The organism is Pseudomonas sp. GM79 (assembly GCF_000282495.1).
GTDB lineage: Bacteria > Pseudomonadota > Gammaproteobacteria > Pseudomonadales > Pseudomonadaceae > Aquipseudomonas.
This window is the reverse complement of sequence record NZ_AKJE01000008.1, coordinates 1-22627: the sequence shown is the minus strand read 5'-3', so window position 1 is coordinate 22627 and position 22627 is coordinate 1. Positions and strand designations below refer to the sequence as shown.

The 22627-nt window shown below is 59.5% G+C and carries 16 protein-coding genes; 13 read left to right on the top strand and 3 right to left on the bottom strand.

Features of this window, described 5'->3' with window-relative positions:
* Positions 1 to 58 precede the first annotated feature (58 nt).
* Positions 59 to 280 (bottom strand): hypothetical protein, encoded by a 222-nt coding sequence (locus tag PMI36_RS27365; RefSeq protein ID WP_008067545.1) that lies wholly within the window; start codon positions 278 to 280, stop codon positions 59 to 61.
* Between the two features lie 15 nt (positions 281 to 295).
* Entirely contained in the window at positions 296 to 1723 is a 1428-nt protein-coding gene (gene ccoN, locus PMI36_RS27370) for a cytochrome-c oxidase, cbb3-type subunit I (protein WP_008067544.1), read from the bottom strand.
* A 431-nt stretch (positions 1724 to 2154) separates the two neighbouring features.
* On the opposite strand from ccoN, the gene PMI36_RS27375 reads away from it, so the two are divergent.
* The 4 genes from PMI36_RS27375 (at position 2155) to PMI36_RS27390 (ending at position 6455) form a co-directional block, all read left to right on the top strand.
* Complete coding sequence (locus PMI36_RS27375) at positions 2155 to 3828, top strand: nitrite/sulfite reductase (RefSeq protein WP_008067542.1); 1674 nt, start codon at positions 2155 to 2157, stop codon at positions 3826 to 3828.
* The gene (locus PMI36_RS27380; RefSeq protein ID WP_008067541.1) at positions 3825 to 4319 is read left to right on the top strand and encodes a DUF934 domain-containing protein; all 495 of its coding nucleotides are present in this window, start codon (positions 3825 to 3827) and stop codon (positions 4317 to 4319) included. Before PMI36_RS27375 ends, PMI36_RS27380 begins: the two co-directional genes overlap by 4 nt.
* 226 nt (positions 4320 to 4545) lie before the next feature.
* Positions 4546 to 5514, top strand: a complete 969-nt coding sequence (locus PMI36_RS27385) for a hypothetical protein (RefSeq protein ID WP_008067540.1) — start codon at positions 4546 to 4548, stop codon at positions 5512 to 5514.
* A gap of 263 nt (positions 5515 to 5777) precedes the next feature.
* Entirely contained in the window at positions 5778 to 6455 is a 678-nt protein-coding gene (locus PMI36_RS27390) for a DUF3313 domain-containing protein (RefSeq protein WP_008067539.1), read from the top strand.
* A 261-nt stretch (positions 6456 to 6716) separates the two neighbouring features.
* Here PMI36_RS27390 and PMI36_RS27395 read toward each other — a convergent pair whose 3' ends face one another.
* The gene (locus tag PMI36_RS27395) at positions 6717 to 7142 is read right to left on the bottom strand and encodes a YciI family protein (protein WP_008067538.1); all 426 of its coding nucleotides are present in this window, start codon (positions 7140 to 7142) and stop codon (positions 6717 to 6719) included.
* Positions 7143 to 7367: 225 nt separating this feature from the next.
* On the opposite strand from PMI36_RS27395, the gene PMI36_RS27400 reads away from it, so the two are divergent.
* The 9 genes from PMI36_RS27400 (at position 7368) to PMI36_RS27440 (ending at position 22598) form a co-directional block, all read left to right on the top strand.
* Positions 7368 to 9950 (top strand): S-type pyocin domain-containing protein, encoded by a 2583-nt coding sequence (locus PMI36_RS27400; protein ID WP_008067537.1) that lies wholly within the window; start codon positions 7368 to 7370, stop codon positions 9948 to 9950.
* The gene (locus tag PMI36_RS27405) at positions 9947 to 10222 is read left to right on the top strand and encodes a bacteriocin immunity protein (protein WP_008067536.1); all 276 of its coding nucleotides are present in this window, start codon (positions 9947 to 9949) and stop codon (positions 10220 to 10222) included. Before PMI36_RS27400 ends, PMI36_RS27405 begins: the two co-directional genes overlap by 4 nt.
* Before the next feature lie 96 nt (positions 10223 to 10318).
* Positions 10319 to 11887 (top strand): S-type pyocin domain-containing protein, encoded by a 1569-nt coding sequence (locus tag PMI36_RS27410; RefSeq protein WP_008067535.1) that lies wholly within the window; start codon positions 10319 to 10321, stop codon positions 11885 to 11887.
* Between the two features lie 47 nt (positions 11888 to 11934).
* The gene (locus tag PMI36_RS27415; RefSeq protein WP_008067534.1) at positions 11935 to 12378 is read left to right on the top strand and encodes an SRPBCC family protein; all 444 of its coding nucleotides are present in this window, start codon (positions 11935 to 11937) and stop codon (positions 12376 to 12378) included.
* Between the two features lie 267 nt (positions 12379 to 12645).
* Positions 12646 to 13146: a thiol peroxidase gene (gene tpx / locus PMI36_RS27420; RefSeq protein WP_007901300.1), complete on the top strand. Its 501-nt coding sequence runs from the start codon at positions 12646 to 12648 to the stop codon at positions 13144 to 13146.
* A gap of 443 nt (positions 13147 to 13589) precedes the next feature.
* Positions 13590 to 14906: an MdtA/MuxA family multidrug efflux RND transporter periplasmic adaptor subunit gene (locus tag PMI36_RS27425; RefSeq protein ID WP_008067532.1), complete on the top strand. Its 1317-nt coding sequence runs from the start codon at positions 13590 to 13592 to the stop codon at positions 14904 to 14906.
* Positions 14903 to 18007, top strand: coding sequence for an MdtB/MuxB family multidrug efflux RND transporter permease subunit (locus PMI36_RS27430; protein WP_008067531.1), 3105 nt, complete (start codon positions 14903 to 14905; stop codon positions 18005 to 18007). The genes PMI36_RS27425 and PMI36_RS27430 overlap by 4 nt, the downstream gene beginning before the upstream one ends.
* Positions 18004 to 21111, top strand: coding sequence for an efflux RND transporter permease subunit (locus PMI36_RS27435; RefSeq protein ID WP_008067529.1), 3108 nt, complete (start codon positions 18004 to 18006; stop codon positions 21109 to 21111). The genes PMI36_RS27430 and PMI36_RS27435 overlap by 4 nt, the downstream gene beginning before the upstream one ends.
* The gene (locus tag PMI36_RS27440) at positions 21108 to 22598 is read left to right on the top strand and encodes an efflux transporter outer membrane subunit (RefSeq protein WP_008067527.1); all 1491 of its coding nucleotides are present in this window, start codon (positions 21108 to 21110) and stop codon (positions 22596 to 22598) included. The genes PMI36_RS27435 and PMI36_RS27440 overlap by 4 nt, the downstream gene beginning before the upstream one ends.
* Positions 22599 to 22627: the final 29 nt, after the last annotated feature.

Here is a 22627-nt window from a genome sequence, read left to right as displayed (position 1 = left end):
TCGCGAGCAAGCCCGCTCCCAAATTGATCTGCGGCGCTTCCCGCAGTGGATGGGGGTATCAAATTTCGAGGTTACCCCAACCCGGCTTCGCTTCCTCCGGCGCCACAGCGTTCACTTTCTTACCCGTCGCCAATTCCACCCGCCGCGCCACCTCGGGATCATCGGCGAACGGAATCAGGCTGGCATCGTCCAGGCTCTCGGCCGTCTGGTGTTTCAGGCAGTACTCGACCGCCAGCCAAAGCCCCAGAACACCCAATAGATTCAACGCCATCTCGATCATGTCAGGCTCCTTGCCTCAGGCAATCTGCGCTTCAAGTTCAGCCATCCTCACGTCCGACACCCGCACCGTGCGCCAGGTGTTGTAGGCCATCAGCAACATGCCGCTGAGGAAGAACACCCCGCCGACAAAGCGCACCACGAACCCCGGATGACTGGCCTGCAAGGCTTCGACGAACGAATAGGTCAGCGTGCCGTCGTCGTTGATCGCGCGCCACATCAAGCCCTGGGTGATGCCGTTGACCCACATCGAGGCGATGTACAGCACAGTGCCGATGGTCGCCAGCCAGAAGTGCGCGTTGATCAGGCCGATGCTGTGCATCTGCGGGCGACCGAAGACTTTCGGGACCATGTGGTAGATGGCGCCGAAGGTGATCATCGCCACCCAGCCCAGGGCTCCGGCGTGAACGTGGCCGATGGTCCAGTCGGTGTAGTGGGAGAGGGCGTTCACCGTCTTGATCGCCATCATCGGCCCTTCAAACGTCGACATGCCGTAGAAGGCCAGGGACAGCACCAGAAAGCGCAGGATCGGGTCGGTGCGCAACTTATGCCAGGCGCCCGACAGGGTCATCATGCCGTTGATCATTCCGCCCCAACTCGGCGCCAACAGGATCAGCGACATCGCCATGCCCAGCGACTGTGCCCAGTCTGGCAACGCGGTGTAGTGCAAATGGTGTGGGCCGGCCCAGATGTACAGGGTGATCAGCGCCCAGAAATGCACGATGGACAAGCGATAGGAATACACCGGCCGATTGACCTGTTTTGGCACGAAGTAATACATCATCCCGAGGAACCCGGTGGTCAGGAAGAACCCCACCGCGTTGTGACCGTACCACCACTGCACCATGGCGTCGGTGGCCCCGGAATACACCGGATACGACTTGAACCAGTCCACCGGAATCGACAGGTGATTGACCACGTGCAGCATGGCGATCACCACAATGAACGCGCCGAAAAACCAGTTGCCGACGTAGATGTGCCTGGTCTTGCGTTGCACCACAGTGGTGAAGAACACGATGGCGTAAGCGACCCAGACCACCGTCATCCACACCGCGCCGGAGAATTCGATCTCGGCGTATTCCTTGGTGGTGGTGTAGCCCAGCGGCAGGGTGATCAGCATCACCACGATCACCGATTGCCAGCCCCAGAAGGTGAAGGCGGCGAGCTTGTCGGAATACAGCCGCACCTGGCAGGTGCGTTGCACCGCGTAGTAACTGGCGGCGAATTGGGCGCTACCGGCAAAGCCGAAAATCACCAGGCTGGTGTGCAGCGGACGCAAGCGGCCGAAGGTGGTCCACGGCAGGTCGAGGTTCATCTCGGGCCATACCAGTTGCGAGGCGATCCACACCCCCATCGCCATCCCGACGACGCCCCAGACGATGGTTGCCACGACGAATTGGCGAACGACCTTGTAGTTATAGGCCTGTCCGATTGTTGCTGTGCTCATGGTCAGTTCTTCCACGGTTGCAAAGACTTGCCAGGCCACCCGGTCTGGCATGCCATGAACTGTAGAAACCCTGCCACAAACAAAACAGACTCAGAAAAACCGAGTTTATGCGGATCAGATGTGATGCCGGCCTGCGGCCGTAGGCCGCGCCCTGATACGGTTTTTTAGTGTTTAGCTGAATCTGTAACGTGCTGCGCTGCTGCTTCATAGTCACAACCTCGAAAACGAGCCGCAGAGCTTGATGCCGATCAGTTAAGGAATTGAACACCACATCCTTGTGGGAGCGGGCTTGCTCGCGAAGACGGAGTGTCAGTCACCGGTGAGGTTGAATGTGACGGCCTCTTCGCGAGCAAGCCCGCTCCCACAGGTTCTGCACCTGACTGACTGGCATTAGCCGCAGAGCCCGATAATCCTGATGAGGTGGCAGCCACATGTATCAGTACGATGACTATGACCGGGCCCTGGTGTTCGAGCGTGTTGCGCAGTTTCGCGATCAGGTCGAACGTTTCATGGCAGGCGATTTGAGCGAAGAAGAGTTCCTGCCCCTGCGCCTGCAGAACGGCCTGTACATGCAAAAGCATGCCTACATGCTGCGCGTGGCGATTCCTTACGGCACCCTGAGCGCCAAGCAAATGCGCATTCTGGCGAGCATTGCGCGGGACTACGATCGTGGCTACGGCCACTTCACCACCCGGCAGAACATGCAGTTCAACTGGATTGAACTGGCCCAGGTGCCGGACATTCTCGAACGTCTGGCTCAGGTGGAAATGCATGCGATCCAGACCTCTGGCAACTGCGTGCGCAACATCACCACCGAAGCCTTCGCCGGCGTCGCGGCGGACGAGTTGATGGACCCGCGCCCACTGGCAGAAATCCTGCGGCAATGGTCGACCATCAACCCGGAATTCCTGTTCCTGCCGCGCAAGTTCAAGATCGCCATCTGCTCGGCCAGGCAGGACCGCGCGGCGATCATGATGCATGACATCGGCCTCTATCTTTATCGCGATGAGAGCGGGCAAATGCTCTTGCGGGTGATCGTGGGTGGCGGCTTGGGGCGCACGCCGATTCTCGGTTTGCAGATCCGCGAAGGCTTGCCATGGCAGCACTTGCTGTCCTACGTCGAGGCGGTATTGCGCGTCTATAACCGCCACGGGCGGCGCGATAACAAGTACAAGGCGCGGATCAAGATTCTGGTCAAGGCTTTGGGTATCGAAGCGTTCGCCAAGGAAGTGGAGGAGGAGTGGCAGCACCTCAAGGACGGTCCGGCGCAGTTGACCGACGTCGAGTATGAGCGTGTCGCCAGTGCCTTCGTGCCGCCCGATTACCGTTCACTGGCCGGCACCGATCTGGACTTCGGAACCCGCCTGGCCGAGAACCCGGCATTCGCCCGTTGGGTTACGCGCAATGTTCAGCCGCACAAGATGCCGGGTTACGCCAGCGTGGTGCTGTCGACCAAACCGGGCATCGTCGCGCCACCGGGGGATGTCACGGCCGAGCAAATGGAGGCGGTGGCCCAGTGGTCCGAGCAGTTCGGTTTCGGCGAGATCCGCATCGCCCATGAACAGAACGTCGTCCTGCCGGACGTGCCCAAGACCGACCTTTACGCTCTGTGGTGCCTGGCCTGCGAGCAAGGCCTGGGTTGCGCCAACATCGGCTTGCTGACCGACATCATCGCGTGCCCCGGCGGCGACTTCTGCGCGTTGGCCAACGCCAAATCCATCCCCATCGCACAAGCGATTCAGGCGCGTTTCGAGGACCTGGATTACCTGCATGACCTGGGCGACATCAGTCTGAATATCTCCGGTTGCATGAACGCCTGCGGCCACCACCACATCGGCAACATTGGCATTCTTGGCGTCGATAAGAACGGCAGTGAGTGGTACCAGATCACCCTCGGAGGCGCTCAGGGAAAAAATAGTGCGCTGGGTAAAGTCATCGGTCCGTCCTTCAGCGCCGCCGAAGTACCCGCCGTGATCGAGCGGATCATCGCTACATTTGTCCGCTACCGCGAGAGCGAGGAACTGTTCGTCGATACCTTGGCACGCATCGGTCTGGAGCCGTTCAAGGAGCGGGTTTACCCGAAAATGCTGGAGGTGTCGGCATGAATAATCTGCTGCGTTTGCAAGAGGGCGGTGCCGAGTGGGTGCGCGATGATCCGTGGCAGTTGATTCGTGAAGCAACGGATGAGTTGCCGGCCGGACCGCTGATACTGCCGTTACCCCAGTGGCTGGCCCTCAACGCCAATACCACGACAGCGCTCGAAGGCGTCTGGCTGGGGCCCAACGACGAAGTGACAAACCTGACGCCTTGGTTTCCCGACCTGCCGCTGATTGCCCTGGATTTTCCGAGTTTTCGCGACGGCCGCGCCTACAGCCAGGCCTATCTGCTGCGCACGCGTTTCGGCTGGCAAGGCGAATTGCGCGCGATTGGCGATGTGCTGCGCGATCAACTCAGCCACATGCGTCAATGCGGTTTCGACAGCTTTGCCGTGCGCGAAGACAAATCCGCCGAAGATGCGCTTAAGGGATTGGCAGGGATGAGCGTGTTGTACGGACGCTCGGTGATCGAGCCGCGGCCGTTGTTCAGGCGGCGCTGAAGCTTTCCTGGCTCAAATCCCAGCCAGTTAGCGCAACCCCTGTGGGAGCGGGCTTGCTCGCGAAAGCGGTGTATCAGACGACATCAATGTTGAATGTCAGTCAGCTTTCGCGAGCAAGCCCGCTCCCACAAGGATCTTCCGTGTACGGGGATTTTTGCTTGGGCCGATGATGGCATTTTGGTACAGTCCGCGCCTCATAAGGAGTCAGCAAAGAAAGGAGTCTGGTTTGAGCGTGGGCAAGAAAATTTTAGGGCTGATAGCGTTGTTGCTGATGGCGGCCCTGTGGGGCAGTTACTTTTATGTGTTCAAAGAGAACCGTAACGGCCTGCTCGGGGAGACGTTCAGCAGCTACGCCTGGTGTGGCACGCCACCGGCCAGCGATGCCACAGGCTCGGGCAGGGATCGACTGTCGCTGCACATCACCAACAACGTTCATGGCGAGTTCATGCTCTCGGGCGCGGTGATCGTCTCCGAGCGAACCTTTGATCGCTATGACCTGGGCCGCAACGAACTGCGGCTGCGCATGGAACCCCTGCAGTGGTCCTACGGCATTGCGCCGATTCTCATGGAGCAGGTCAGGATCAAGCCCCTGAGCCGCAACCTGTCTTCGACCGATAAAAGTGCCTACGCGGAACTTGAGTCCAGACCCATCGGGGTCTTGGGGCGGTCGACGGACTTTCCGTTCGACACCTATCGCTACGGCTACAAACCGGTACTGTATTACCTCAAGGGCAACGAGCGCATAGACCTGCGCTTCAAGAACGTCACCACCAGCATGGAGATGTCGAACACCTTCACGCCGATCCAGAAGTACAACCGTGTGGAATACATCAACGAGAAAAACTCGTTGATTCGCGAGGAAGACTACAAGCCCTACGGCGCCAACGAATGCGCGTTCAGTGTCGAGCGCAAAGGCTCGTTCAAGGTGATTGTGCTGCTGTTGTTGCTGGTGATGTGCCTGCCGCTGCTGCACGTGTTTTATCGCGATGAGCCGGGCATCGACTTTCTCGCGACGCTGGTGAGTATTGGGGCGATCCGGGTGTTTCTGGTGGGGCCGTTGAACGACTTTCAGCTGTACAGCATCGACTTCCTGTTCGCGGCGGTGATCATCCTGGTGGGCACGGTGTCGCTGATCAAGGCGATGCGCGCCAATAGTCGGCGGGAATTGGCGGCGAAAAGCGGATCTTCGTGGTGATTGACCAGGTTTTTCCAATGAGGTTTTGTGTTGTTCGAGCTGATGTCTTCGCGGGCAAGCCTCGCTCCTACGGGGGGTTGGGTTCATACAACCCGGACTTGCAGGAGCGAGGCTTGCCCGCGAAGAGGCCTTTGAATATTGCCGCGATCACCTCAGCAATAGATGAATATTGTGCTTTTTGATAACGAAAGTGCCGGGCATTGGCTATACCTTTAATTCCCGTATGCCATATTGTTGCCGGCCTTCTGACAGGAGTTACAAGCATGAAGCTTGCGTTAATGATGAGCACCCTATTCATCGCCTCTATCGGAGTGGTGGGTTGCTCCAGCAAAGTCGTCGAGCCGGACCAGTATTCCGGTTTTCTCAAGAACTACAGTCAGCTCAAGGAAGCCAAGTCGCCATCAGGCGCCGTGGTGATGCGCTGGATGGACCCCAAGCTCGATATCAACAAATTCACCAGTGTCTACATCGAACCGACTCAGCTCTATCCCAAACCGCAACCAACGGTGAAAATTCCTCAGGCCACTCTGAACGGCATCACCAGTTACTACGATCAAGCACTTAAACGCGAAATAGGCAAATCCCTGCCACTGGCCAGCGGTCCCGGCCCTGGCGTTATGGTGGTGCGTGCGGCGATCACCTCTGTTACCAGCAAGACCGAAAGCCTCCAGCCTTATGAAGTGATCCCGATCGCCCTGGTAGCGGCGGCAGTCAGTACAGCCAGCGGCATTCGCGACCAGGAAACCAATCTGGCCACCGAAGCGGTATTTCTCGATGGTGGCAACAACAAAGTCGTGGCCCAAGTGGTGCGCAAGGGCATTGGCAAACCGCTGGAAAACTCAGATCAGGTGATGAAGGCCGGTGACGTGAAAAACGTGATCGATGGCTGGGCGTCGGACCTGCATCAGTCGTATCTGAAGCTCAAGTCCAAGTCCAAGTAATGCGGCGGGGCTGAGGGCCTCTTCGCGAGCAAGCCCGCTCCCACATTGATTCTGTTTCGATCACAGATTTTGTGAACACCAGAGATCAAATGTGGGAGCGGGCTTGCTCGCGAAAGCGGTCCCCACTAAATCCCCCGCAAACCCGACACCCGCGGAGCTGCCGAAGGCTGCGATCTTTTGATCTTGCTTTTGCGGCCCTTGGAAAGAGCAAAATCAAAAGATCGCAGGCTTCGCCAGCTCCTATGGTGTATCAGGTTAGCTTCAGTTCTTCTTCGCCTGCTCACGCACTCGTTCTTCCTGTTCGCGCAACTGCGGTGTGAACTCGGCCCCGAAGTCTTCGGCTTCGTACACCTGGCGAATCTCGATCTCGGCCTCTGTACCCGGCATCGGGTTGGGGCAGCGCTTGACCCACTCGATCGCTTCCTCTTTCGATTTCACCTGCCACAGCCAATAGCCGGCGATCAGCTCTTTGGTTGCGGCGAACGGGCCGTCGATCACCGTACGCTCGTCACCCGAAAAACGTACGCGGGCACCTCTACTGCTGGGCTGCAGGCCGTCGCAATCGATGAGGATGCCGGCCTTGGCCAGTTCCTCGTTGAAATTGCCCATCGCGGTCATCAGTTCTTCGCTGGGCATCACACCGGCCTCGGAATCCGGGCTGGCTTTCACAATGATCATGAATCGCATGGTTTTGTCTCCGCTGGATTTGAGTGACTCACTGTCTAGTCGAATGGCCGTCGCCCGAATCGACACTACCTCTAACGAAAGACCGCAAAAGAAGTGGATTTGTTACCTGTGAGGGTGATTGATTCCCTCAAATAGCACCTCGTTTTAAATCGACACCGATAACTATGTACCGCACCTGACTGCGGTTGCATCGACATGCTGTGCCTACAGACAAGGAGAGACTGTATGGCACAACAAACACATTACGATGGAACGTCAGGAAGTGTTGTCATCACGTCCGGACCACCCGCTTCGAGTGGTGGCTCAGGCGGCGGTTTTGGTGGCGGCGGAGGGGTTTCAGGCGGATTCGGTAGAACCAGCAAGAGAAGACAAAAGGCCCGCAGGCGGGCCATAGAAGCTGATCGTCAGAAGAAGGAAAAAGAGCGTGCGCAGGCCGAGGCCGAAGCGCAAGCCGAGGCGGCTCAAGCACAGGCAGCCGCAGCGCAAGCTCAGGAGCAGGCCCGCGTCCAGGCCCGGCATCAACAACTCGAGGGGCTGGCGCAGCATCATGCCGCCGTAAGGGTCGAGGTAGACCAACGTTTTGCTGCCCGATCCGCACAACTCGCTCCGACCCTGGAACAGGAAGTCCTGGCGGCGCGACGACCGCCCGATATCCACTTGAGCGAGCGCTTGCAGCTTCACAACATCACCAAACAAAAACAAGAAGTTGATGGGCTGATCACCCGAAAAACCGCAGAACTGAACGCAAAGAACGCGGTTGCCCGATCATTCGATGGACACGATCCACTCACCCGCACGGTTAACGATTACCGGGCCCGACTGGAGCAATTCGGCGAGGCGCTGGTTCACGGCCACCAGACCTGGGAAAACGCCTACAACGCGGCCCACGAAGCGCGGCTGCTATCCACACAGATAAGCGCACTCACTGGCAAGTCCAGCGCGCTGGCCAGGCGTCATGCCGAGCAGACGATTGTCTGGCGCGAAAGGGAAGCGGTCTGGGAGGCCCAACGCCAGTACGCCAGGCAGCGTGAAGCCCGAGTTCGCTTCAAGCAGCAGGCCGATGAAGATGCACGGGTTGAGCGGGTCAGGCAGGCCAACACGCTGACAGTCCCGGTGTCTTCGCTGACCGCTGGCGGGATGGCTTTGACGCGCGATGGCATATTTGTTGCGCAGCAAGGCGCTGCAGTGCTTGAAATGGCTGTCCAGTCTGCCGTCAATACCCTCATCGATTTCGGGCGGATTGCCGCAAAAACGGGACCGGTGTTCGTCACCGCGATGGTGTACTCGCCAACCCTTGGTGATGGTGAGTTGAGCGCTGAGCAACGTCGGCGTTTGTTTCAGGCTGTCGGGGTGCCCGCGCCAACGTTGGGTCTTACTGACCGCCAAGCATTGCAATCGGTCGCCGATGCGGGCGGTTCAGTGGAGGTCGCGTACCGACTCAAATCTGAAACCGTGCCGGAAGGCACCGCGATCATCGCTGTCGCTACGGGCGATGCCATTGGTGCTGATGTGCCGGTCATCAATGCGGTGCTTGACCCGCTGACCGGCCTCTATAGCGCCGAGATTCCCGGATCGCCAGCCAGGCACCTGCAATTCACCCCGGACACCACTCAGGTTGCCACTGCCAGTCAGCCCGGGTTGAGCGTGTTGACACCCCAGGTCGAGGCCATTGCGGCGGGCGTCGATCTGCGTATCAGCGATTGCATTGTGTGCGTGCCTGATCAGCCGCCGATTTACTTCACCTTCAATCTGCCACCGATAGGCTCGGGCGTCGTCACAGGGGTCGGTAAACCGGCGGCGAATGACTGGTGGAAAGCCGCGAGCCAGGCACAAGGTGCTGCCATTCCCGTGCAGATCGGCGACCAGTTTCGTGGTCGTGAATTCAATTCGCTTGCCGCCTTCGACGAAGCGCTGTGGCGAACGCTCGGCGAGCATCCGACGCTCATCGCTCAATTCGATGAGGTGAACAAAAAGCGCATCGAACAAGGCTTCGCGCCGTACGCGCCGAAAAGTACCTGGGTCGGTGAGCGACGTGAGTTCGAACTGCGCTATCAGGAGCGGGCAGAGCTCGGCGCCAATCCTTTCAACCTCGACAAAATCAGCATCACCACGCCGCAAAGCATCCAGGGACGGCTGGGGATCACTCCTGCGGTCTTGCCCTGGCCGATTCGTCCGGTTGGTGTCGGAACCTGGACACCCCTGGTTCCGCCAGGTATCGAACACCTGGGTCCTACAACCTTACCGGTGACACCGTCGATTCCAGCGGTTTATCCCGGCACACCGATCATCCCGGTCCTACCGCAAAACGAGACGTTTCCGGCTGTTGACGAAGGGCAGATCGGTGCCAGTATTCCTGGGTATCCGGCGGATATGGAGTTGCCTTCGCCGGATGTCCTGTTTCTGGATCGGCGTGACGATCCGGGTGTGGCGATGGGGGTTGGGCAGTCGGTTTCAGGAATATGGTTGGGGGATGCGGCACGAACGGAAGGTGCGCCGATTCCCGAGCAGATTGCGGATAAGTTGCGGTCGATGGAGTTTCGTAATTTCCATGGATTCAGGCGGGCGTTTTGGAGGGCTGTTGCGGCGGATGCTGGATTGAGTCAGCAGTTTAGTAAATCTAATTTGGACAGAATGCGAGATGGGTCTGCACCTTTTTCGGTCCTTGTGGATCAAGTTGGGGGGCGTAAGGCTTTCGAACTCCATCATCAGGTAGAAATTTCGAAAGGTGGGGATGTTTACGGTTTGGATAATATTTCGGTAATGACTCCGAAACGTCATATCAATCTGCACAAGGAGAATAATCAATGATTCTAAAAGGGCGGTTGGAGGACTACACCGAGGAAGAGTTTTTAACTTTTCTAGGGGAGTTTTTCCATCAAACAAGCGGTTTGAAGGGGATAGCCTTGGAAGTTTATCGGGAAAAGCTCCTGGATCATTTTGAGGTGGTTACCGAACACCCCGGCCGCTCAGACGTCATCTTCTACCCCAAGGAAGGCCAAGAGGACAGTCCCGAAGGTATCCTGAAGGAAGTCAAAGAGTGGCGCGCAGCCAATAATAAACCTGGCTTCAAATCCGAGTAATTCAGCTCGGTGGCTAACTGGCATCTGTTCATAGCGAAATGGGCAGGTGCCATTGTCTTCGAAAGTTTGTCCAAGCTACACAAGGAAGCAACAAAGATGGAACTTAAAACAACACTCAAGGATTACACCGAATCGGAATTCCAGGCCTTGGTGAACAGAATCTGGGCCGTCGATCTGCCGAAACAGGACCACGACCGACTGATCAATCATTTCGACCGCATCGTCGGTGATCCCAAAGGGGCCGACCTGCTGTTTTATCCGCCAGAGGATGATACGAACACTTATTCATCGGACTCGGTCGTGTACTACGTCAAAGACTGGCACCACAAACAGGGGCGTGCTGCATTAAAAGGAGAGGGTGTCCCTGTTCCACGTCCGGTTGCTGCAAGACCGGGAACACCGTTGACCCCGGCGCAGATGACACAGCAACGTATCGCCTGGAACCTGGCTGACGTACAGAAAGTCGCTGTAGATCTGGCGGACTCAGAACGGGTGGCAGAAGCGGCACTCAGTGTATTCGAGCAACAGATCAAACACTTGCGTCAGCGACAGAACGCCCAGGTGGACATCCGTGGGCGCGAGGCGGACATCCGTGCTCTGGAAACTTCTGAATTTGAAACGCGCGTGGCAGCGCGCCGATACGAATTCTGGAAAATGAGCATCGGGTTCAAAAGAGACAGCGCCCGGCGCGAGCTATCCGACGCCCGGTCCGAACTCGCGCAGTGGCAAAGTATCGCCCAGCAGATCAATGCCACTCACGACCGTTATCTGGCGAAGTTGAATGAAATCAATCAACGTCTCCATCGTTTTCAAGTGGATGCCGAAGCGCTGCTGGCGGTTGCGCAAACACAACTCGTTGATCAGCGTTATCAGCAGGGAGCAGGGCCGACCCAGGCGGGCGAGTTGCTTTTTGCGCCACATGCCTTTGCCAATGCGCGACCGGGTATTTTCCTCGATGGCGGCCTTTCGCAACCCTTGGAGACCCATCGGGTAGCACTGCAAAAAGCCATACGCTCGGCGGTGGCGGAGTTTACCTGGCAGATCACCTCGGGAGCCCAGGACCATCAAGGTCAATACGCGGCCGTGTTGCAATTCGAATTCTCCAGCCGGGCCGAAGTGGAAAGGTATGGGCTCAGCGTTCCACTGCTCGAGCTGCTGCCGATCGAGGGCCAGTCTTGGCAAGACTTGGCCGCGACGGGTGCCGAAGTCGATCTTCCGTTCAGGATGAGCAGCGGCACGTACGCCGTTCCACCAGGGACGATGTCCCGAGGCCTGAGAGAAATAAACACGTTGCTACAGGTCGCCATTACGCCGACTAATGGCAATGTAGTGTCCTCCAGGGTGAGAGTGCGAGCTGCTGTCTGGGATGCGCAGATGAAGACTTACTGCTTCACCGCTGACGGACCGGCCCCGATGATCGTGAGCTGGAGCGCGCCAGCATCCCTTGAAGCCACATCGACCCTGGCGCCGGCCCCCGAGTATCGGCTGGGATTCCTCCGGTCTTCACCTGTGCCCTTGCTGGAGTCTTTCAACGACATGGCTGCGATCCGTTTCGATGACTATGTTGTGGTGTTCCCGCCGGAATCTGGCCTGGACCCGCTTTACATCATGTTCAGAGACCGGAACGAATACCCCGAAATGACCATTGCTCAAGCAAAGTCCTAGCACTGTCGCTTTCAGCCACCCCGCCAAATAAAGGAATGTTACGGTCTATGCCTGTACTGGAACTCACCACCCTGGTCCCCAATCGTACCCCCGAGCAAGTCCTCGATTTCTGCCTGGAAGGCATCAACTTCCCGAAGATATTTCCAGAGCGAGTCACGCTGTTGAGCGACATTGATTTGAGTAACCTGCGCATCGAAGCCGGTCGACAGTTCCGTTTCCGTCACTGGATGTTCAACGTGATCCCGTCGAGCTGGACGGTGGTGATCCGCGAGGTCGGTGACACGCATTTCGTCGATGAAATGCTCAAGGGGCCGTTGCGTGCCTTTCGTCATGAACACCGTGTGGCGGCGGGCAAGGGCGGTACGCTGTACACCGACCGTGTGACCTATGCGGCGATTGGCGGCGCACCGTTGGAGTGGCTGCTGGTCAATGCCTACATGCGGCGGATTTTCGAAGCGAGGCATCGCAATATGTTGCGGTTGCTCGGTTAAGCAGCCGGTATACGGTCCTGTGGGAGCGGGCTTGCTCGCGAAGACGGACTATCAGCCAACATCATTGTTGAATGTTGAACCGCTTTCGCGAGCAAGCCCGCTCCCACAGGGTCATGCGGTGTTAGTCAGTTTTGTTGAAACGCTTGTATCCAGTTTTGTGCGACGACATATCACAATTTGTATCTGGGCATAGGTCGCCAGACCATTTCGTGGTTAACTTCGGCCTCGTCAAAATTCTCTACACCAACGTTCAGAAGGACTCCGTTCATGGCTCAAGTCACTCTTAAAGGCAACCCGGTTCAAGTCAACGGCCAACTGCCACAAGCCGGTTCCCAGGCGCCAGCCTTTTCCCTGGTTGCCGGCAATCTGTCGGACGTGACCCTGGCGAGCTTCGCCGGCAAGCGCAAAGTGCTGAACATCTTCCCAAGCATCGACACCCCGACCTGCGCCACTTCGGTTCGCAAGTTCAACGCCCAGGCCAATGACGTCGCCAACACCGTCGTGCTGTGCATCTCCGCTGACCTGCCGTTCGCCCAGGCTCGTTTCTGCGGTGCCGAAGGCCTGGAAAATGTGCAAAACCTGTCGACCCTGCGCGGTGCCGAGTTCATCGAGAACTACGGCGTAGCGATTGCCGATGGCCCACTCAAAGGCCTGACCGCCCGTGCCGTTGTGGTTCTGGACGAAAACGACAAGGTTCTGCACAGCGAGCTGGTCAAGGAAATCGCGGAAGAACCGAACTACGAAGCGGCTCTCGCAGCTCTGAAATAAGTAAACCTTTACAATTGTTAACGGCCTGAGGGGGCGTTCTCAGTTAATTTCCCCGTCGCGTTGTCGCCTTAAAGCGGGCCAGGCAAGGCGCAGGCCGCTGGGAATGGTTGTTCCCTTTCCAAGGCCTGCAACGCAGCCTGGCCCGCTTTAAGGCGACAACCCGAAGGGCCGGGCCTGCTGTTGTGCAGGGCTGCGTTGCTCAAAGCTTATTTGGAATGACCAAACCACGCTTCTCGCGCCTTGCCCTGCACAACAGCAGACCCGGCGCGGCGGGGTAATTAACTGAGAACGCCCCCTCTGCCCAGGCCGTTTTCATTTGTGCTTCAGTGTCTTAGATAAATCTTCTGTTACGTAAGCCAAAGGTAAATTGCCGGTAAAGGCGCTTTGCTTCAGACCCGCCAGTGCTTATCGTTCAGCCTCATGTAAAAAAGCCCACGCGCCCAATGGTTGATCACTCAATGCAATCCTCCGCTTCCCGTAATCCCCGTCGCTGGCTGTTTGGCCTGCTTGTCCTGTTGGTCATCGCTGGCCTGTGCTGGAAGTTCTGGCCCGCAGGCAGCAGCCCGAAGGAGGGCGCAGGGCAGAAAGCCGTTGCCGGACACACCGGCCGGTCGGGGGGGATGCGTCCGGGGTTCGGCGGGGCGACCGGGCCGGTCCCGGTGCGCGTGGCGCCGGCGGTCAAGGGCGATTTCCCGCTGTATTACAAGGCGCTGGGCACCGTGACCGCGCTGAACACCATCAATGTGCGCAGCCGGGTAGGCGGCGAACTGGTCAAGATTTCGTTCGAAGAAGGGCAAATGGTCAAGGCGGGCGACCTGCTGGCCGAAATTGATCCGCGTCCTTACCAGAACGCCTTGCTCCAGGCCGAAGGCACCTTGCTGCAGAATCAGGCGCAGTTGAAGAACGCTCAGGTCGATGTCGAGCGCTATCGCGGCCTGTACCGCGAAGACAGTATCGCCAAGCAAACCCTCGACACCGCCGAAGCACTGGTCGGCCAGTACCAGGGCACGGTCAAGACCAATCAGGCGGCGGTCAACGACGCCAAGCTTAATCTTGAATTCACCAAAATCCGCGCGCCGATCGCCGGGCGTGTGGGTTTGCGTCAACTGGACGTCGGTAACCTTGTGGCGGTCAATGACACCACGGCACTGGCGATCATCACCCAGACTCAACCGATCAGCGTCGCATTCACCTTGCCGGAAAACAGCCTGGACACCGTACTGGCCCGCTATCGCACCGGTGCCAAGCTGCCGGCCGAAGCCTGGGACCGTGGCGATACCAAATTGCAGGCCACTGGCGTGTTGCAGAGCCTGGACAACCAGATCGACGTCACCACCGGCACCCTGAAATTCAAGGCCCGCTACGAGAACCGCGATCAAGCACTGTTCCCCAACCAGTTCGTCAACGTCCACTTGCTGGCCGACACCCTCAAGGGCGTGGTGCTTGCGCCTTCGGCGGCGATCCAGTTCGGCACCAACGGCACGTTCGTCTATGCCATGGATGGTGACAAGAAGGTCACCATCCGCCAGTTGAAAGTCGGCGCCAGTGACGGTGATAACACGGTGATCACCGAAGGCCTGGCCGCTGGTGATCGGGTGGTGCTGGAAGGCACCGACCGCCTGAAAGAAGGCAGCGAAGTGGAGGTCGTCAACGACAGCAAGGATGTACCGACCACCCCGACCGAACACCTGCAAGGCAAATCGGCGGCCGATGCGACTGAACCCGCGACCACCGACAAGGTGAAAAAGGGCGGCGCATGAACATCTCGCGGCTGTTCATCCTTCGCCCGGTCGCCACGACCCTGAGCATGCTGGCCATTATTCTGGCCGGTGTGATCGCTTATCGGCTGCTGCCGGTGTCGGCATTGCCCCAGGTGGATTACCCGACCATTCGCGTCATGACGCTCTATCCCGGCGCCAGCCCGGATGTCATGACCAGCGCCGTGACTGCGCCGCTGGAGCGTCAGTTCGGGCAGATGCCTGGCCTGACCCAAATGGCATCCACCAGTTCTGGCGGCGCCTCGGTGCTGACCCTGCGGTTCAGCCTCGACATCAACATGGACGTCGCCGAGCAGCAAGTGCAGGCCGCGATCAACGCCGCGACCAATTTGCTGCCCAAGGATTTGCCGGCACCGCCGGTGTACAACAAGGTCAACCCGGCGGACACCCCGGTGCTGACCCTCGCCATCACCTCAAAAACCATGCTGTTGCCCAAGCTCAATGATTTGGTCGACACCCGCATGGCGCAGAAAATTGCCCAGATCAGCGGCGTCGGCATGGTCAGCATTGCCGGCGGCCAGCGTCAGGCGGTGCGGATCAAGGTCAATCCCGAGGCCCTGGCGGCCAATGGCCTGAACCTGTCGGACGTGCGCACGTTGATCGGCGCCTCCAATGTCAACCAGCCCAAGGGCAACTTCGACGGCCCGACCCGGGTGTCGATGCTCGACGCCAACGACCAACTGACGTCACCCAAGGACTACGCCAACCTGATCCTCGCCTACAGCAACGGTGCGCCGTTGCGGCTCAAGGACGTGGCGCAGATCGTCGACGGCGCCGAGAACGAACGTCTGGCGGCGTGGGCCAATGAAAACCAGGCGGTGCTGCTGAACATCCAGCGTCAGCCCGGCGCCAACGTCATCGAAGTGGTCGACCGGATCAAGGCCTTGCTACCGAGCATCACCGACAACCTGCCGGCCGGTCTCGAAGTCACCGTGTTGACCGACCGTACCCAGACCATTCGCGCCTCGGTCACCGACGTGCAACACGAATTGTTGATCGCCATCGCGCTGGTGGTGATGGTCACGTTCCTGTTCCTGAGGCGGGCCAGCGCCACGATCATTCCGTCGGTGGCCGTGCCACTGTCATTGATCGGCACCTTTGGCGTGATGTACCTCGCGGGGTTCTCGGTCAATAACCTGACCCTGATGGCGCTGACCATCGCCACCGGTTTTGTGGTGGACGATGCGATCGTCATGCTGGAGAACATTTCCCGATACATCGAAGAGGGCGACAGCCCGCTGCAAGCGGCGCTCAAGGGCGCCAAGCAGATTGGCTTCACCCTGATTTCCCTGACCTTGTCGCTGATCGCGGTGCTGATTCCGCTGCTGTTCATGGCCGACGTGGTGGGCCGCTTGTTCCGCGAGTTTGCGATCACCCTGGCGGTGGCGATCCTGATTTCCCTTGTAGTCTCCCTGACCCTGACACCAATGATGTGCGCGCGGCTGCTCAAGCGTGAGCCGAAGGAAGCAGAGCAGGGCCGATTCTACCGCTCCAGTGGCGCCGCAATTGATTGGATGATCGCGGCTTACGGGCGCAAGTTAAAGTGGGTTCTCAAGCACCAGCCGCTGACACTGATGGTGGCCATCGGCACGTTGGCGTTGACCGTGTTCCTGTACATGGTGGTGCCCAAGGGTTTCTTCCCGGTGCAGGACACCGGGGTGATCCAGGGTATTTCCGAGGCACCGCAGTCGATTTCCTTCGCGGCGATGAGCGAGCGGCAGCAGGAACTGGCCAAGGTGATCCTGGCCGATCCGGCCGTCGAGAGCCTGTCGTCCTACATCGGGGTCGATGGCGACAACTCGACGCTGAACAGTGGCCGGCTGCTGATCAACCTCAAGTCCCACAGCAATCGCGACCTGAGCGCCACCGAAGTGATTGCGCGTCTGCAACCGGAACTGGACAAGCTGATTGGCATTCGCCTGTTCATGCAGCCGGTGCAGGACCTGACCATCGAAGATCGGGTCAGCCGCACGCAGTACCAATTCAGCATGTCCTCGCCGGATTCCGAGTTGCTCAGCCTGTGGAGCGGGCGTCTGGTGGAAGCGCTGGCGCAACGGCCGGAGCTGACTGATGTTGCCAGCGACTTGCAGGACAAGGGCTTGCAGGTTTATCTGGTGATCGACCGTGATGCGGCGTCGCGGGTCGGCGTATCGGTGTCGAACATCACCGACGCACTGTACGACGCCTTCGGTCAGCGGCAGATTTCCACCATTTACACCCAGGCCAGCCAATATCGCGTGGTGCTGCAATCGCAGTCCGGCGAGAAGATCGGCCCGGATGCGCTGAACCAGATTCACGTCAAGACCACCGATGGCGGTCAGGTGCGCCTGTCCAGCCTGGCGCATGTCGAGGAACGTCAGGCGCAACTGGCGATCACTCACATCGGCCAGTTCCCGGCGGTGATGATGTCCTTCAACCTGGCGCCCGGCGTGGCGTTAGGGCATGCGGTCGAGATCATCGACCAGGTGCAGAAAGACATCGGCATGCCGATTGGCGTGCAGACCCAATTCCAGGGCGCGGCCGAAGCGTTCCAGGCGTCGCTGTCGAGCACCTTGCTGCTGATTCTGGCGGCGGTGGTGACCATGTACATCGTGCTCGGCGTGCTCTACGAGAGTTACATTCACCCGATCACCATTCTCTCGACCTTGCCCTCGGCGGCGGTCGGCGCCTTGCTGGCGTTGCTGTTGAGCGGCAATGACCTGGGGATGATCGCGATCATCGGCATCATTTTGCTGATCGGCATCGTGAAAAAGAACGCGATCATGATGATCGACTTCGCGCTCGAGGCGGAACGCAATCAGGGCATGGACCCGCAAACGGCGATCTATCAGGCCGCTCTGCTGCGCTTCCGGCCGATTCTGATGACCACCCTGGCTGCGTTGTTCGGCGCAGTGCCATTGATGCTGGCCACCGGTTCCGGCGCGGAACTGCGCCAGCCTTTGGGTCTGGTGATGGTGGGTGGCTTGCTGGTGAGTCAGGTACTGACCTTGTTCACCACACCCGTTATTTACTTGTACTTCGACCGCCTCGGGCGGCGCTGGGGCCGTAAATCTGACACCGTGGAAGCGGTAGAACAGCCATGAACCTGTCCGGACCTTTTATCAAGCGCCCGGTGGCGACGATGCTGCTGAGCCTGGCGATCATGCTGCTGGGCGGTGTGAGCTTCGGCCTGTTGCCGGTGTCGCCGCTGCCGCAGATGGACTTCCCGGTGATCGTGGTCCAGGCCAGTCTGCCCGGTGCGAGCCCGGAGGTCATGGCCTCGACCGTGGCCACGCCGCTTGAACGCTCATTCGGCGCTATCGCCGGGGTCAACACCATGAGCAGCCGTTCCAGCCAGGGTTCGACGCGAGTGATTCTGCAATTCGACCTGGACCGCGACATCAACGGCGCGGCGCGGGAAGTGCAGGCGGCGATCAATGCCTCGCGCAACCTGCTGCCCAGCGGGATGCGCAGCATGCCGACCTACAAGAAGGTCAATCCGTCCCAGGCGCCGATCATGGTGCTGTCGCTGACCTCGGACGTGCTGGAAAAAGGCCAGCTTTACGACCTCGCCTCGACGATCCTGTCTCAGAGCCTGTCCCAGGTGCAGGGCGTGGGGGAAGTGCAGATCGGCGGCAGTTCGTTGCCGGCGGTGCGTATCGAACTCGAACCCCAGGCGCTCAACCAGTACGGCGTGGCACTGGACGATGTACGCAACACCATCGCCAACGCCAACGTGCGCCGGCCCAAGGGCTCGGTCGAAGATGGCCAGCGGCTGTGGCAGGTGCAGGCCAACGATCAGCTGGAAAAGGCCAAGGACTACGAGTCGCTGATCATTCACTACGCGGACGGCGCGGCCCTGCGCCTGAAGGATGTGGCCAAGGTCAGCGACGGCGTCGAGGACCGCTACAACAGCGGGTTCTTCAATGACGACGCGGCGGTGTTGCTGGTGATCAACCGCCAGGCCGGCGCCAACATCATCGAGACGGTCAACGAGATCAAGGCGCAATTGCCGGCGCTGCAGGCTGTGCTGCCGGCCAGCGTCAAGCTGAACCTGGCGATGGACCGTTCGCCGGTGATCAAGGCCACCCTGCATGAAGCGGAAATGACTTTGCTGATTGCTGTGGCGCTGGTGATTCTGGTGGTGTTCCTGTTCCTCGGTAACTTCCGCGCCTCGCTGATTCCGACCCTGGCGGTACCGGTATCGCTGGTGGGCACGTTTGCGGTGATGTACCTCTACGGGTTCTCCCTGAACAACCTGTCGCTGATGGCGTTGATTCTGGCCACCGGGCTGGTGGTGGACGACGCCATTGTGGTGCTGGAGAACATTTCCCGGCACATCGACAAGGGCGTGCCACCGATGAAGGCGGCCTACCTCGGGGCCCAGGAAGTCGGCTTCACGCTGCTGTCGATGAACGTCTCGCTGGTGGCGGTGTTCCTGTCGATCCTGTTCATGGGCGGGATCATCGAAAGCCTGTTCCGCGAGTTTTCCATCACCCTGGCGGCGGCCATTGTGGTGTCGTTGCTGGTGTCGCTGACGCTGACGCCGATGCTCTGTGCCCGCTGGCTCAAGCCGCATACGCCGGGGCAGGAAAACCGCCTGCAGCGCTGGAGCCAGCGGACCAACGAGTGGATGGTCGGCAAATATGCCGCCAGCCTCGATTGGGTGTTACGTCACCGTCGACTGACCTTGCTCAGCCTGTTCGTGACGATTGGCGTGAACATTGCTCTGTATGTTATTGTTCCTAAAACATTTTTACCTCAGCAAGACACCGGCCAGTTGATCGGTTTCGTGCGCGGCGACGATGGCCTGTCGTTCAGCGTGATGCAGCCGAAGATGGAAATCTTCCGCCGCGCCGTGCTCAAGGACGAGGCGGTGCAAAGCGTCGCCGGGTTCATCGGTGGCAACAACGGCACCAACAACGCTTTCATGCTGGTGCGGCTCAAACCGATCAAGGAACGTAACCTGTCCGCGCAGAAAGTCATCGAACGCCTGCGCAAGGAAATGCCCAAGGTGCCGGGTGCGCAATTGATGCTGATGGCAGATCAGGACCTGCAATTTGGCGGCGGCCGCGAGCAAACCTCCTCGCAATATTCCTACATCCTGCAAAGCGGCGATCTCGGCGCGTTGCGCGAGTGGTATCCGAAAGTCGTCACCGCCCTCAAGGCGCTGCCGGAACTGACGGCAATCGACGCACGCGAAGGCCGTGGCGCCCAACAAGTGACCCTGATTGTCGATCGCGATCAGGCCAAGCGTCTGGGCGTGGACATGGACATGGTCACCGCGGTGCTGAACAACGCCTACAGCCAGCGGCAGATTTCGACGATCTACGACAGCCTCAACCAGTATCAGGTGGTGATGGAGGTCAACCCGAAATACGCCCAGGACCCGATAACACTCAAGCAGGTGCAGGTGATCACCGCCGACGGTGCGCGGATTCCGTTGTCCACCATCGCGCACTATGAAAACAGCCTGGAAGACGACCGGGTCAGCCACGAAGGCCAGTTCGCTTCGGAAAGCATCGCGTTCGACATGGCCGAAGGCGTGACGGTGGAGCAGGGCTCAGCGGCCATCGAGCGGGCGATTGCCAAGGTCGGTTTGCCGGAAGACGTCATCGCGAAAATGGCCGGTACCGCCGATGCCTTCGCCGCGACCCAGAAGAGCCAGCCGTGGATGATCCTCGGTGCGCTGGTGGCGGTCTATCTGGTGCTCGGCGTGCTGTATGAAAGCTACATCCACCCGCTGACCATTCTCTCGACCTTGCCGTCCGCCGGGGTTGGGGCGTTGCTGTCGATCTATGTGCTGGGCGGCGAGTTCAGCCTGATCTCCTTGCTTGGGTTGTTCTTGCTGATTGGCGTGGTGAAGAAAAACGCCATTTTGATGATCGACCTGGCGCTGCAACTGGAACGGCATCAGGGCCTTGAGCCGCTGGAGTCGATCCGTAGCGCCTGCCTGCAACGTCTGCGACCGATTCTGATGACCACCCTGGCGGCAATCCTCGGCGCCTTGCCGTTATTGCTGAGCCGGGCCGAAGGGGCGGAAATGCGTCAGCCGCTGGGCCTGACCATCATCGGCGGGCTGGTTTTCAGCCAGGTGCTGACGCTTTACACCACCCCGGTGGTTTACCTCTTTCTCGACAAACTGCGCCATCGCTTCAACCACTGGCGTGGAGTGCGTACCGATGCTGCTCTGGAAACTCCGCTATGACTGACCGTTCGCTTATCAACCTGGCTGCACCGCTGATCACGGCGCTGTTCACGGCGCAGCGCTCGCGTTTGCTGAGCCTGTCGCTGTGCGTGGCGATGCTCAGCGCCTGCGCCATCGGCCCGGATTACCAGCGCCCGCAAGCCGCCGCGCCGGCACAATACAAGGAAGCGGCTGGCTGGCGTCAGGCCAACCCCAGCGATTCTCTGGCGCGTGGTGCCTGGTGGGAGCTGTATGGCGATCAGCAGCTCAACGGCCTGATCGAAAAACTCAACAGCGCCAACCAGACCGTCGCTCAGTCCGAAGCCCAGTACCGCCAGGCCCAGGCATTGGTGCGCAGCGCCCGGGGGGCGTTTTTCCCGACGGTGGACCTGACCGTCGGGAAAACCCGTTCCAGCCAAGGCACCGGTAGCAGCAGCTCAAGCCTGAGCAGTTCCTCCAGCGGTATTCGCGACACCTACACCGCGCAGGCCGGGGTCAGCTGGGAAGCGGACGTCTGGGGCAAATTGCGCCGAGGCCTGGAAGCCGACACAGCCAATGCCGAGGCGAGTTTTGCCGACCTGGCGGCGATGCGCCTGAGCCAGCAATCGGAGCTGGTGCAGAACTATCTGCAATTGCGGGTGATCGACGAACAGAAACGCCTGCTGGAAGCGACGGTCGAGGCCTATCAGCGTTCGCTGACCATGACCGAAAACCAGTACCGCGCGGGTGTCTCCGGCAAGGACGCAGTGGCCCAGGCCACCACTCAGCTCAAAAGCACCCAGGCGGAAATGGTCGACCTGATCTGGCAGCGCGCGCAGTTCGAGAACGCCATTGCTGTATTGATTGGTCTGCCGCCGGCCGAGTTCAGCCTGGCGGAAACCCAAGACATCCCGGCATTGCCGCAGGTACCGCTGAGCCTGCCTTCGCAGTTGCTGGAACGCCGCCCGGACATCGCCTCCGCCGAGCGTTCGGTGATGGCCGCCAACGCCAACATCGGCGTGGCCAAAGCCGCCTACTACCCAGACCTGACCCTGAGCCTGAACGGTGGCTATAGCAGCAGCACCTCTAACAACTGGATCAGCGTGCCGAACCGCTTCTGGTCGGTCGGCCCGCAACTGGCCATGACCCTGTTCGACGGTGGGCAGCGCTCGGCGGAAGTCGATCGCAGCGAAGCGGCCTATGACGAAACCGTCGCTAAATACCGCCAGACCGTGCTCGACGGCTTCCGTGAAGTGGAAAACTATCTGGTGCAGCTCAAGGTGCTGGAAGACGAAGCCAAGGTGCGTCAGGAAGCCCTGGAGGCGGCGCGCGAGTCCTTGCGTTTGACCCGGAATCAGTACCGGGCCGGGCTGATTGCCTATCTGGATGTGGTGGTGGTTCAGGCCACTGCATTGAGCAATGAGCGCAATGTGCTGAGCTTGCTGCAGAGCCGCTTGATCGCCAGCGTGCAATTGATCGCCGCACTGGGCGGCGGGTGGGACGGGCAGCTTCAGGTGAGCGACAAATAGCGAACTGTAGCCCGTAGCAGCTGCCGAGC